Annotated in this window: 13 protein-coding genes; 4 read left to right on the forward strand and 9 right to left on the reverse strand. The window is 41.5% G+C overall.

The features are described from left to right. Positions 1 to 19: 19 nt before the first annotated feature. The 3 genes from FGG15_RS00535 to FGG15_RS00545 all read left to right on the forward strand — a co-directional run bounded on the left by FGG15_RS00535 (position 20) and on the right by FGG15_RS00545 (position 5,688). Positions 20 to 1,603 (forward strand): hypothetical protein, encoded by a 1,584-nt coding sequence (locus FGG15_RS00535; RefSeq protein WP_138832114.1) that lies wholly within the window; start codon positions 20 to 22, stop codon positions 1,601 to 1,603. Then, entirely contained in the window at positions 1,600 to 2,661 is a 1,062-nt protein-coding gene (locus FGG15_RS00540) for a hypothetical protein (RefSeq protein ID WP_138832116.1), read from the forward strand. The genes FGG15_RS00535 and FGG15_RS00540 overlap by 4 nt, the downstream gene beginning before the upstream one ends. A gap of 63 nt (positions 2,662 to 2,724) precedes the next feature. Next, positions 2,725 to 5,688: a response regulator gene (locus FGG15_RS00545; protein ID WP_138832118.1), complete on the forward strand. Its 2,964-nt coding sequence runs from the start codon at positions 2,725 to 2,727 to the stop codon at positions 5,686 to 5,688. 20 nt (positions 5,689 to 5,708) lie between these two features. On the opposite strand, the gene FGG15_RS00550 is transcribed toward FGG15_RS00545, so the two are convergent. The 4 genes from FGG15_RS00550 to FGG15_RS00565 form a co-directional block, all read right to left on the reverse strand. Further along, positions 5,709 to 6,074 (reverse strand): DUF2200 domain-containing protein, encoded by a 366-nt coding sequence (locus tag FGG15_RS00550; protein WP_138832120.1) that lies wholly within the window; start codon positions 6,072 to 6,074, stop codon positions 5,709 to 5,711. Positions 6,075 to 6,082: 8 nt separating this feature from the next. Continuing rightward, positions 6,083 to 6,565, reverse strand: a complete 483-nt coding sequence (locus FGG15_RS00555; protein WP_138832122.1) for a YybH family protein — start codon at positions 6,563 to 6,565, stop codon at positions 6,083 to 6,085. 151 nt (positions 6,566 to 6,716) lie between these two features. Further along, a complete protein-coding gene (locus FGG15_RS00560) occupies positions 6,717 to 7,577 on the reverse strand; it encodes an alpha/beta fold hydrolase (protein ID WP_138832124.1) in 861 nt (286 codons plus the stop codon). A 48-nt stretch (positions 7,578 to 7,625) separates the two neighbouring features. After that, the gene (locus FGG15_RS00565; protein WP_138832126.1) at positions 7,626 to 8,213 is read right to left on the reverse strand and encodes a TetR/AcrR family transcriptional regulator; all 588 of its coding nucleotides are present in this window, start codon (positions 8,211 to 8,213) and stop codon (positions 7,626 to 7,628) included. Positions 8,214 to 8,285: 72 nt separating this feature from the next. Here FGG15_RS00565 and FGG15_RS00570 point away from each other — a divergent pair, with 72 nt between their 5' ends. Beyond that, positions 8,286 to 8,720, forward strand: coding sequence for a cupin domain-containing protein (locus tag FGG15_RS00570; RefSeq protein ID WP_138832128.1), 435 nt, complete (start codon positions 8,286 to 8,288; stop codon positions 8,718 to 8,720). Positions 8,721 to 8,724: 4 nt separating this feature from the next. Here the strand turns inward: FGG15_RS00570 and FGG15_RS00575 are convergent, their stop codons facing one another. The 5 genes from FGG15_RS00575 to FGG15_RS00595 form a co-directional block, all read right to left on the reverse strand. Then, positions 8,725 to 9,132: an ester cyclase gene (locus FGG15_RS00575; RefSeq protein WP_138832130.1), complete on the reverse strand. Its 408-nt coding sequence runs from the start codon at positions 9,130 to 9,132 to the stop codon at positions 8,725 to 8,727. Between the two features lie 23 nt (positions 9,133 to 9,155). Then, a complete protein-coding gene (locus FGG15_RS00580; RefSeq protein ID WP_138832132.1) occupies positions 9,156 to 9,911 on the reverse strand; it encodes a hypothetical protein in 756 nt (251 codons plus the stop codon). A gap of 15 nt (positions 9,912 to 9,926) precedes the next feature. Continuing rightward, on the reverse strand, positions 9,927 to 10,796 hold the full coding sequence (locus FGG15_RS00585) for a HEPN domain-containing protein (protein WP_138832134.1): 870 nt from the start codon (positions 10,794 to 10,796) through the stop codon (positions 9,927 to 9,929). 149 nt (positions 10,797 to 10,945) lie between these two features. After that, complete coding sequence (locus tag FGG15_RS00590; protein ID WP_138832136.1) at positions 10,946 to 11,383, reverse strand: hypothetical protein; 438 nt, start codon at positions 11,381 to 11,383, stop codon at positions 10,946 to 10,948. 205 nt (positions 11,384 to 11,588) lie between these two features. Further along, a complete protein-coding gene (locus tag FGG15_RS00595) occupies positions 11,589 to 12,410 on the reverse strand; it encodes a sugar nucleotide-binding protein (RefSeq protein WP_138832138.1) in 822 nt (273 codons plus the stop codon). Between the last annotated feature and the right edge of the window lie 2 nt (positions 12,411 to 12,412).

The following is a 12,412-nucleotide window of genomic DNA, read 5'->3' on the forward strand; positions in this document are numbered from 1 at the left end:
CACTTTTAAATCAGTAACAATGAAAAAAATAATAGGATTCGTTCTTTTTTGCACTTTGGTAAGCCCTATTTGGAGCCAGACCAAAAAAATGACACCCTTTAATCCAGTTCAGCATGGATTTAAATTCAACAATAGTTTTAAGAACATCTTTATTGACGCTATAGATTGGAGAACGGGAGGCCTTTGCGGGGGAATGTCCTATTCCGCTTTGGATTATTATCACGCTAGAGGCATTTCCACTCCAAAAACCACGCTTCGCCCCACGGAAGGGAGTCCTTTACAGAAGTATCTCTATGACCGTCAAGTAACCTCCATAACTTCCAATTTGGACAAATGGGGAGAAATCGGGATCAATATAGAGGGCATCCGAAATAGTGAATTTTTCAATTGGGGTGTAGAAAACAAAAAGGGAAGCCGGATCAATGAACTTCGTCCTTTTATTAACAGTGGGCAGCCCGTACCTCTGGGTCTTCAAAGCGTTGGGGAGAAAGATTCCGACCCAGGTAACCATCAGGTGGTAGCTATTGGCTATGATTTTGGAACTGCCCAAGATCTGGCAAAAGGGACATACAAACACAAAATGAAGATCTATACCTATGATCCCAACTACCCCAATAAAATCATGACCCTCCGACCCAATTTCAAAGATGAGGTTTTTTATTACGAAGAAGAACCACATATGCGGTGGAGAACCTATTTTGTGGATAAGAATTACCGGAAAAAGACACCTTTGAGAACTTCGTTGAGGGATTACCCAAACGATGGCAAAATACACGAACTGGTTTTCGAATTTGGAGTGGGTAAGGACGACTTAAGGGGAGGAAACGACAATTTAAACTTGACGATTTTATATCATAACGCCGCCCCGCAAAGGGTGTATAATGTAAACAAAGGGAACAAATGGATAGATGACTATTCGCAATACATTACCATCCCCTTGCGCAGACCTGTTCCTCTAAATACGATTAAATCTGTCCAGTTGAATACAATTTCAGGGAACGACAATTTCAATCTTGATTTGTTACGTATACATGTCAAAGGGTTCAATAGAAATAGGAAAGTCTTTGAAAAGCGTGGTGCCCCACTCAAACGCTTTACTGGTCAGGACAAAACTTTTTTAGCTGTGATCAACAACAGACCACCCCAAGCAAGAACTGCCACCAGCACATCCACCTCAGGTCCAATCAAGGCTAAGACTGTACCAGCAAGAAAACCAATTGATAGGTTACGATTCTGGATTAGGACCGGGGATGATGACCTAAGGGGAGGAAACGACAATCTAAATATTGTGGTGCATTACAGAAGTGGGGGAACACAGACCATACGGAATGTGAATAAAAGCACTAGATGGAAAGACCATGCTACTACTTCTGTGGACGTAACGCTGAATAAAAAGATTTATGCTACTTCAGACATTTCTAAAGTGGTTTTGCAGACTACTTTTAGAGGGGGAGTAGGTGGCGACAACTGGAATATGAATGCTCTACATATTGAAGCTTTTAAGGGAACTAGCAGGGACAGGGATTATTACAAACGCGGTTCCAACGATACCCGTTTGCACCGCTTTACGGATAAGAGCAATTCTTTTGTAGCTAAACGATGAGAGGTATTGTGAAAAGTTATGGAGCTAAAATTTGGGCTAAGCAACTTTGGAAAACCTCCGTAGTTTTCTTCCTTCTTGCCTGCGGAAGCGATGATGGCGGGGAACCGCCTCCGTCGTCGGGCTGTGAAACAGGTTCCAATCCCAATATAACCTTTACGACTTCATTTACAGACCTTGATGCTATTGCCCATATAGAACCGCTGGGTGAATTACAGGCGTTCCATAATTTTTCGGCGCATACCTATGTTTTTATCAAGCCCGGGGTTACGGAAGTACCTGTTTATGCTCCGGTTGACATGGATTTGGTAAACGTTACTTTTAATGGCACGGACTATCAGCCCATGTTCCGGGCCAGTTGTGAGGTGGTGTTACGATTTGGACATATTACCAATCCTGTTTCTACAATTCGGGATGCAGTGGTGACCCAAGGTATACCTTTGTTTGATGCACAGGCTTCAACACTGGTTAGTTTTTCTGCTGGAGAACTGATAGGAACCACCTCCGGTACTGTTCAGGCAAAGAGCTTCGATTTTGGCGTGTATCACTCGGAGCGACAACTAACGTTTCTGAACAATGATCGCTTCCATCCCGTAGAAACTTTCAGACATGCCACTTGTCCGTATGATTATTTCACATCCGACTTGCGAAATCAGATGTATGACCTTTTTGGCCCCAAACCTCTTGCACAGCCCTTAAGTTGTAGAGGCCCACGAGGAAGGGCTGGCACCATTGCCGGGCCTTGGTTTGACACGGAAGAAGTTTTTTCAACACCCTATCACGGGCAAACCGAATTTTCACCTCTGCTTGTGGCTACAACCTTGGATGGAACGGTCAAGCTTGTCCGAGGTACCGAATCCAATGTACATAGAACTCTTCTGGGAGCTGCTACCCATGCCGATCCTGAAGATGTGACCACTGAACACTGCTACGAAGTGGAATCGGGGGGATATTTCTACCTTCAGTTGCAGGCAGATGGTACGTTGCGGGTTGCCAGGGAGACTTCAGGTAGTTGCCCATCCGAATTTCCCTCTTCTGGATACATTACCTATTATCGATAAGCTTGAAATTCAGCTAACTTTCATTCATATGGTTTTTGTACCTTTTTATGATTCAACCTTAAAATGAAGCATGTAGTTTCCATAACGCTCCTGCTCCTCGGTCTTTCCGTATCGTGGGGTCAAACCGAAAGGGAAATTGATTCTTTGAGGCAGTTGCTGAAGGGAAATACCAATGTTGAGGAATCGGTGGAAATAAATGAGCAGCTTTTTGTGGCCTATCTCTATACTTACCCGGATTCCGCAGACCGCTATAGAAAGAATATTCGAGAGATTTCCGAAAAAAACAACTACACGAATGGCGAGTATCTCTATCAATCGCTCAGCGGGCGCTATCAATTTGCTAAATCCGATATTGACAGTGCCTTTTACCATATCGAAAAGGCCTCAAAAATTGCCGAAGAACTCCAGAACAAATCCTATTTGGCGGACTGCTATAAGAAAATAGGGGTAATTTACAACATCCGAAGAAACGACTCCTTATCTAAAAAGTATGCGAAGTTGGCCTTGTTCAATGCAAAGCAAACCGACGATTGGAGAACCCTTTCCTCCATATATATCTTATTGGGAAATCAACACTTTGAACGTGCAGAATACCCAGAGGCACTTACGTATTATTTAAAGCTGGATTCTATTTACACATCTCAAAATGAATTGGACAAATCCTTAGCGGTTGCTTATACCAATATTGGGATGATATATTCCGAACTAAGAAACCAAGAAGCAGTACCGTACATTGAAAAAAGTATTGATATCTACCAGACCTTGGGATTGGAAGAGGGAGTACATTATGGCGAACTTGCCTTAGGTACACATTACGATCTATTACAGGAGAATGAAAAGGCCATTGAACACTTGCTTAAGGCTGAGGAGTATTATGAATCTTATGGAGATTTGCTAATCCTAGGAAGCATTTATGGAAGATTGGGTGAAACCTACTTGGAAATAGACAACTTCGCAGATGCGGAGAAGTATCTTTTAAAAGCTTCTGCGATTCCAGAAAGTTCTCAGCGAGGAATACGCAAGGTTACTAACCAGACCAACTTAGGAGATTTATATTGGCATAGAAAGCAATACCAAAAAGCTATTATCCATTTTGAAAAGGCTTTGGAGCTTATTAAAGAGGATGGTAAGGAGGAGACCATGCGCATGCAGCTTCTCAATGTGTATCAAGGATTGTATGGAGCCTACAAAGACAGCAAGGATTTCAAGAATGCTTTGACAGCGCTTGAAAACCAAATGGAATTGGAAACTATTGTGCAAAATTCCCAAAACGAGTTGGAAGTCGAGGAACTCAACAAAAAATATCAGACGGACAAACAACAACAGGAAATAGAGCTACTGACTTCCCAATCGGAATTGGCCGAGCAAAAATCCAAAAATCAACAGAATCTATTCGTTGGCAGTATTTCAGTTTTGGGATTGGCGTTTATCACCTTGTTTTTTCTTTTTAGGAACAAACAAAAAACCAATCAAAGATTAAAGGAACTGGAGGCGGCCAAATCCAAGTTCTTTGCCAATATTTCCCATGAATTCCGAACACCGCTCACCTTAATTTCTGGTCCTGTTGCCCATCAGTTGTCCAAAAAGGGACTTTCTGTGGATGATAAAACAGATTTAGGATTGATCCAACGAAACGCCAACCGTTTGCTAAAACTGGTAAATCAGATATTGGATTTGTCCAAAATTGAGGCAGGTAGCAGAAAACTTCGGGTTTCTAAGGGGAACATGGAACTTTTTATGACGCATTTGGTAGAGCCGTTTCAGTACCGGGCCCAACAAACAGATGTGGTTTTCAATAGTCAGATTGATGTCGCCAACAAGGCATGGTTTGATAGGGATGTGGTGGATAAAATTGTTACGAATCTCCTGTCCAATGCCATTAAGTACAATCAACAAAAAGGTCAAATCCAATTCAAGGCTGTTCAACTTGGGCAGCAATTGAACATCACTACGATGAACCAAAACAATGACCTGTCAGAAAAAGAACTACCGCTCTTATTTGACCGCTTTTACCAAACCAATACGATGAACCAAGGTTTTGGCATTGGCCTTTCCCTGGTTCAGGAATTGGCAAATCTTGCAAAGGGAACAGTACGCGCATACAAACCCAATGACGCAACGGTGGCCTTTGAAGTAACATTGCCCGTCACAAAAAATGCCTTTTCCAAAGCAGAGATAGTAGCTGAGGATGAGCTGCTGTCAAGCAATAAAACGGATAATGCTGATATTGGACTCGAACCCGATATGGAGGACAAATACGTTGAAGAAAGCTCCCTACCCGTACTTCTGGTTGTGGATGACAACTCAGAAATTAGACTTTTTATCAAAACCCTGTTCAAAAAAGAGTATAAAATACTGGAGGCCGAAAATGGAAAAGACGGGGAGAACATTGCATTGGAAACGATTCCTGACTTGATTATTTCCGATGTGATGATGCCGGTAAAGAATGGAATCGAACTAAGCAATACCCTTAAAACCGATGAAAGGACCTCCCATATTCCCATAATATTGTTGACCGCAAAATCTGGGGAGGAAAACGAGCTGGAAGGACTCAAAACCGGTGCGGACGCCTATATGGTAAAGCCGTTTAAAGAAGAGAAATTAAGGGTGGTTATTGATAAGTTAATTGCCACTAGAACGGCTATCCAGGAAAAGTTTGGAAATCAACCATTTTTCAAAGCAAAGAACATTGAACTTACCCATGTGGACACCGAGCTTTTGAACCGAATCCAGCACATATTGGATACAGAGTTGACCAATCCGGAGTTTAATACCCAAACTTTTGCTGAACAAGTTGGATTGAGTCGTATGCACTTGCATCGTAAACTAAAGGCGCTAACCGGACTTTCCACAACGGAATTTATTAGAAGCCAACGTTTAAAGCTTGCTGCTCAGCTATTGGAAGAAGGGCATAGTAGCATTGCTGAGGTGGCATACGCCACAGGATTTAACCAACCCGCCTATTTTTCTACGGTGTTCAAACAGGAGTTTGGACATTCGCCCTCCGAGTATGTTGAAAGCAACTGAGAAAGATGTGTTTAAACCGTTCAGGACACTCTCAAAACCTTTTCCATTTTACGTCCTCTAGCAAGTTCTTCCACCAACTTGTCCAAGTAACGCACTTGTCGGGTCAAGGGAGTGGTAATATCCTCAATGCGATATCCGCAGATGACCCCTTTGATCATTTGGGCCTTAGGGTTCAGGGTTGCATTTTCAAAGAACTCCTTAAACGTGATTTTTTCAGAGATATGTTTGGCCAAGGTGGCTTCATTGTAACCCGTTAGCCAGGTGATTACCTGATGCAGTTCTTCCTTGGTACGGCCTTTCTTCTCCACCTTTGCCAGATAATGCGGATATACAGAGGTAAAGGTCATACTGGCCATGCGCTGATCATGTTCCGGGGTTGTTGCCATACTGTGATTTAATGTTTGCTGGTTCCTATTTTTCGAGCATCAGAAATTAAGTGCGCCACAATTTTCCAACTGTTTTGCTTTTTGAACAGTCTGTGATGTGTGGTCCTGCGATCACCCAACTCAGAATTGTCACTCATCTTTTGACCCTTCCTGGAAATGGTTGAAACCACAAGAACCACATTTTCGCTCATGGGACGCAGTTTCAAGGAAGTTTGCTCCGAGTCGCCGGCCATTACAAAATTCATTTTAAAAACTCTGGTAAGAAAGGATTCAATGGAATCTTTACCAATCATACTAAAACCAAAAGCGTTGGTAAAATCGGCATCATCCGAGTACCATTTGGCCGCTAAAACAGCATCTTTGGTTTTCCAGGCCCTATTCCAGTCATCAATTTTGTTAACGATTAAAATACTGTCATTTTCAGAAATACTTTGGGCATGTATAGTTGAAAAAGCAATGAGAACGATTAAAAAAAGCAGTGTCTTTTTCATAATTATAGGGTTGTTGCGGAGTTACTTGAAATGATAGGGCATTTGGCACATATCTATCTTGCCCTTTTAAATGTTGCAATAATCAACAAGGATAAAATACGATTTATTTCTAAATCAGTTAGTTATGTAATTGCAAAGTAAGTTATGGAGGCTAATTGCCAAGGCTGTTTCTGTCCAAATGGACACTTATGGCCTGTTGTAAATCTTGATAGTTGGTTTGAATCAACCAATGACCCGCATCCAATTCCAGATATTGATAGTCATCTTTCATGTATTGATGACCCTCTTCTACAGCATAGGATCCAATGGCAACGTCCTTTTTTCCCCAGATGAACAAGGTGGGAACATGAATATCTCCTAATATTTGATTCTCAGCAGCCTTCTTTAGCAGCTTATAGTTTCCGCGGTAATAGTTCAATGCGGCGGTCAATTGTTTGGGAACGCTGAAAATCTTTAAATAGGCCTCTACTTCATCTGGTTCACTATGTTTCCATAACCTTTTGAAGGCCTTAAAATCATTTTTTCTGATACCCCGCTCAGGTAAATAGGGCCATTGAAAGTTTTTGATGTATTGACTCATTTTACGCTGTTGTTCATCAACCACAATGGCTTTTCCAAACGCTTGAAGATGGGGGACGGAAATCCCCGTCCAACTTAAAATAGCATCCCTATGATCATGAACCACTTTCCAGCCAATGGCAGCTCCCCAATCATGGCCCACCAAATGGAATTTTGATTTACCAAGCGACTTGGAAATGTCCAGAACATCCTTGGACAATTTATCCAGACTGTAGTGCTTTTTACCTTTGGGGCTAGCCCCTTTGCTAAATCCCCTTAAATTAGGTGCAACGCAATAAAACCCTTTTTCTACCAAATGCGACATGAGCTTTCTCCACATATAGGAACTCTCAGGAAAACCATGTAAAAACATGACAAGCTCATCCTCCTTATTGCCTTCAGTGCGGCAATCGAAGATTAATTTCCCGACTTTTACTTGAATGGTTTGCTGCATGATTTTGGCCTTGATTTCCTTACTGTGGTCGCTGTAATGCTATAATATTCAAGATGTAAGGTAACCCTTTAGAACCAATTCCAATCCCCATTTTAGCAATCTGATGGATTCTCGATTATCCAAATTGGCCACATCCTTGGCCACAATCATGGGTTCAATGCCCATGAAAAGTGTGAGTAGGTTGGCTAAATCCTCTTTTTGTTTGGGAGCAATGTCTTCCTTTTCCAAGGCCAAGCGCAAAGCCTTGATTCTGCGGGCACCACGGACAGATTTGTGAGTGGTTGGAACGATTACTGCACTCAAATATCTTCGGAATAACGGTTCGTTATCTAAAGAAAGTTCATTGAAATACTCTTGGATGCCCATGACCTTATCCTTTAAACTTTTATCTTGATACCTTTCCAAGATTACTTCCGAATCCAGGGTATTGATATCCAAACTGGCCTCTGTGGTCAAGATTTCCACGTTGGAATAATAACGATATATGGTGGCTCTGGATACCCCTGACTTTTTGGCTACATCCTCCAGATTAAAGCCCTTGCCTTTTTTTAAAAAGTACTGGGCACTTTTCAAAATTTTGTCTCGGGTTTCCAGTTTTTGGTTGGTGCGTCCGGTTTGGATGTATTCTTTGTTCATGAGACAAATATCTTATAAGTTTTTGATATTTCAAAAGGATGTTTTATGTTTGTGAGACAAATGTCTTATAAAATGGAAAATTTAAATACAAGATGGGTGTTGGGCCATAAGGTTACTGTACATGATACTTCAGGGGATTATGATCTAATGTATGCCGAAACTCCTCCTCATGTACCTGGGCCGCCACCGCATCTGCACAATTCGTACAAAGAATCTTTTTTGATTTTGGAAGGTGAGATGGAGTTTATGGTCAATGGGGAAATTAGGAACGTTAGGGCAGGGGAGTCCGTGGACATTCCACCCAAGACCTTGCATACCTTTGGTAATAAAAGCGATACACCCTGCAAATGGATCAATATTCATAGTCCCAAAGGATTTAGGGAGTTTTTTGAGCAAATGGGCTTACCGGCCAATCAAGAAAGTGCGCAACAAAATTCTGTAACTCCTGAAATTATAGGAAAAGTTATTGCTACTGCGGCAGATTTTGATATGATGATACCCGCATAATAAACTACCTTTTTTTAGGCTGTTTCAATAGCAGCGCCGCGGCCAACTCAGAAACCAGCCATTCCTCGGCAATTTTGCCATTCTCAAAACGACTGACCACCATTTCTGTCCAAGTTGCTTTTTGATTGGAGGCCGGGATTCCCCGAAGTGCTTTTTTATGAACTCCGGTTAAGGTACGTTGCCAAGTAAGGGTGTTTTCGTCTTTGGCCAGTATCTGGATTTTTATGGCTTTAATATTATCAATGGAGGCCAACATCTGCTTTGTCCAACGATGCAGGAAATCATGGCCCTTATATGTTTTGTCACCGGCATGGGCAATATAGTCGAGTGAAAATACCGTTACAATACGTTCCGTTTCTCCTTTACAGACAATGTTTTCCACGCCAAACTTCACTAATTTTTCTCTTGTCATTTAAAAAAATATTTAAGCTAGTATCATAGCATACCCCACCATCGTATGGTGGTTAAAACACATATGATTATTATAACAACCAATGCAGTAGTCCTTCCTATCTTATAGATTTCGAGAGCTTTCTTACGACTTAAGAAAATTACAATTCCAAAGAGCACAGCAAACCGAAACAGCAAACTTGCAACATTGGGTTTTGGGAATATACTGTCCAGCACACCAAAATTGCCGTTTAAGTTATATCTGTATGCACTTATGCCACCATAGATAGTGGAAAAGGCATAATAACTCAAAAGACCGCTAATTAAAAACCACCCTACTTTCTTTCTTTTCCAAAGCCCAAAAATGCCGATAGGGAACAAAACATAGGGGAGTAGAAACTCCCAAACACTGGCATCCCAATCCCCAAGGTCCGAAAAGAACACAATGATCAGACTTAAATCTTGGATTAAATGGTAGAGGTAAGCAAGCGATAAAAAAATGCAAAGGGACAAAAAAGTTTTGTCCAAGGTATCCTTCACGGTAGGCAGAAAAAGCTTTCCCAAATCCCATGCCTTTTTTGAGAGTTCTTTGTTTCGCTTTTCTTTTAGGTTTTGCTGCTCAAGAGCAGATTGTATTCTTTGTTCAAATTCCGAAATCTGTTCACGGGTAACATTTCTGGAATCAAATGCTCTTTGTGCTGCTGCCAAGGCCTCTGCTTTGTAACTGTCTTTTTGATGCCCCAAAATCTCAAAAAGTTCAAAATCTGACCTTTCGGACATTACGTTGTCAAATTCACTCATTTCTTAATTTTCACATTAACCATTCCCAATCTCCCCAATCTTCCTTCTGCAAATCTCCTCCGTTATCTGCTTTAACAACTGCACTTTTTCCGCCAAATATTCCAACTCGGGATGGGTGATGGAGTACTCGTCCATTTTGTAACGGGCATCGATATAGGCTTTTTTTAAGAGCTCGAACAGCCGTTCTTCTTCCTTGGTGGACTTGGGAAAAATGGCAAAACGCTTATCGCACATCTCCGCCTTTATACCAAGGGTTTCCAAGTTATGGTCCTTGGGACGGTAATCCGTAAAGACCAAGAGAATGGTGGTATAATAACGTTCGGTTGCTTGGTGGAGTTGGAAGGCCGCTAGGTTTAAATCATTGTCCTGAAAGGCATAGTTGTAATGCTTGTAAAAGCTATTCGCAGTCTCAAACCATTGGTCATAATACTCTTGTGCCTTCTGCTGGTACTGCTCCGGGGTCATTTTTTTGGGCGGAGCCAGCCTAAATTTTTCGGAGTCGTATAGCAGAATACCTTCCTCCTTAATATCCTTGAAAAAGTAGTTGCCTGTGGTCAAAGCCTTGTTCAGGTGTTTTATGCTGTGGAAAATAAGGCTTATGGTGGTTTTTACTTTTCCGGTATCCCTAAGTTCGGCGTTTACCTTGTTTTCAATCCGGAATTTCTGATGGGTATCGTCATGGGTAAGGACCACGAGCAGGTCATAGTCGCTCCGATACTCGTATCGCGTACCTTTTTCAATAGTTTCATCTTCCACCCAGTTGCCACGGGCATAGCTGCCAAACAGGATGACCATTTCCACCTCTTTGTAACTAGATAACAATTGGGACAAAAGCTCCAGTTCTTCTTGTTTGGATTTGGGTAGGTGGTGTAGGTCTTTGTTCACGCTTACAAATTAAGGATTATTTCGATTGTTGGATTATTTGATTTTTGGAATTTGGGATTTTAAACTTGGGTTTTACGTCTTAGGTATTGGGTAAAAGGGCAAAGTATCTGACCTCTGATATCTGATTCCCAATATTGAATTCAAATTTGCTAAAAATAATTGAAGAACAATTCAACGGCATTTCCTAGAATAAATCCCCACAGCGCGCCAAGGAATGATATTTTACCTAATTCAAACGCATTGGTAAAGGATAACCAAAGGGCAACTAGGGCGCAGAGCGAGAAAAGTACCATCGCATAAATGGGAACCATACTGGTAAACAGTCCGGTAAGGTTAAAAATAGGGTCTAAAACAGCCGTAAATCCAAAGAGAGCCAGCGTAAAATTGGCTTTGGGATGTTTTTTGAACAAATAAAAACCCGCCACCAAAAGCTCCACTGCTATAGCTAAAGGCCCAAACTGGTTGTAGTATTCCTTTTTAAAATACTCCTCAATACCTTCTGGAAACCGAATGCTCAAATAGAAAAGTACTCCCAATACCAGGGCAATGCCAATAAATATTAATGCAATTATTTTTCTGGTGTTCATGAGCTGAAGGTGGTTATTTGGTTAATGCAGAACAATTTAAAGATAAGATAAATTGAAAATGGAAAATGGAAATTTGAGTCTTGGGTCCTGGATTAATGGTGTAGGGTCTGACAACTGAAGTCTGATTTCTGATTTTCAATGTTGAGTTCTAAGTGTTAAATGTTGAATGGATTTTAATTTAAAACTTAGCACTAAAAATTTAGAATTAGTCAACGGGAATATGATGGTCTATGATTTCCTGATACTTTACCCGTAGATTCTTTGGCAATTTGTTGTGTTTGGGCAAGGCTGCGAGATATCGGTCTTCGTTGGTGGTAAATACCCGCTTTAAAATAGGGTGGAAGTTCCCCAATTGCTTAACGATTTCCTTAATAAACTCCTCATGTTGGATAAGGTCTTTGCTTCCCAAATGGAAAATCCCCGTTTTGTCCCTGTTGATGAGGTAGTGGATTTGCTGGGTCAGTCGGTCGTCGTTGGTAACATTGATGATGAGGTTGGGGAATACTTCGATTGGCTCATTGGCCTCCAAATGCATTTTGATTTCCTTTACACGGGGCGAACTATTTCCAAAAACCATGGGAACACGAAGGATGGCGGTCTTTTCCTTGGGAAGTCGCATCATCATGTTCTCAATCTTGATTTTTAGCCGGCCATACACACTTTCCGATAGGGTCTTATCGTACTCGTAGGACGGGAATTTGCTATAAGCATCAAATACATTGGCCGAAGAAATAAAATAGAGCTTCGCCTCATTTTTGATGAGGTATTCCATCATGTGATCGTGTGCTTGAATCTGGGCGGCAAACTCCCCACGAAGTGCCGAAATAATAAAATCTGGGCGTACTTTTTCCAACAATCGCACAATATCGTCCTCCCGCATATCGTAACGAAGAAATTGCCCATTATCGCTGTAGATAGTAGTGTGGCAATACGTGCCAAAGGTGTTGAAATAGTTGCAGAGCTCCTTGTAAATGGCGTTGCCGATGAAGCCACTGGCCCCTAGTATGAGTATCTTCTTTTTATCCAAAC

The sequence above is a fragment of the Flagellimonas algicola genome, from assembly GCF_005937185.1.
GTDB classification, from domain to species: domain Bacteria; phylum Bacteroidota; class Bacteroidia; order Flavobacteriales; family Flavobacteriaceae; genus Flagellimonas; species Flagellimonas algicola.

Excerpts from the sequence above, each read along its gene's own strand:
- FGG15_RS00535 (WP_138832114.1), top strand. The coding sequence starts at position 20 with ATGAAAAAAATAATAGGATTCGTTCTTTTTTGCACTTTGGTAAGCCCT.
- FGG15_RS00540 (WP_138832116.1), top strand. The coding sequence starts at position 1,600 with ATGAGAGGTATTGTGAAAAGTTATGGAGCTAAAATTTGGGCTAAGCAA.
- FGG15_RS00545 (WP_138832118.1), top strand. The coding sequence starts at position 2,725 with ATGAAGCATGTAGTTTCCATAACGCTCCTGCTCCTCGGTCTTTCCGTA.
- FGG15_RS00550 (WP_138832120.1), bottom strand. The coding sequence starts at position 6,074 with ATGGCAACAACCCCGGAACATGATCAGCGCATGGCCAGTATGACCTTT.
- FGG15_RS00555 (WP_138832122.1), bottom strand. The coding sequence starts at position 6,565 with ATGAAAAAGACACTGCTTTTTTTAATCGTTCTCATTGCTTTTTCAACT.
- FGG15_RS00560 (WP_138832124.1), bottom strand. The coding sequence starts at position 7,577 with ATGCAGCAAACCATTCAAGTAAAAGTCGGGAAATTAATCTTCGATTGC.
- FGG15_RS00565 (WP_138832126.1), bottom strand. The coding sequence starts at position 8,213 with ATGAACAAAGAATACATCCAAACCGGACGCACCAACCAAAAACTGGAA.
- FGG15_RS00570 (WP_138832128.1), top strand. The coding sequence starts at position 8,286 with ATGGAAAATTTAAATACAAGATGGGTGTTGGGCCATAAGGTTACTGTA.
- FGG15_RS00575 (WP_138832130.1), bottom strand. The coding sequence starts at position 9,132 with ATGACAAGAGAAAAATTAGTGAAGTTTGGCGTGGAAAACATTGTCTGT.
- FGG15_RS00580 (WP_138832132.1), bottom strand. The coding sequence starts at position 9,911 with ATGAGTGAATTTGACAACGTAATGTCCGAAAGGTCAGATTTTGAACTT.
- FGG15_RS00590 (WP_138832136.1), bottom strand. The coding sequence starts at position 11,383 with ATGAACACCAGAAAAATAATTGCATTAATATTTATTGGCATTGCCCTG.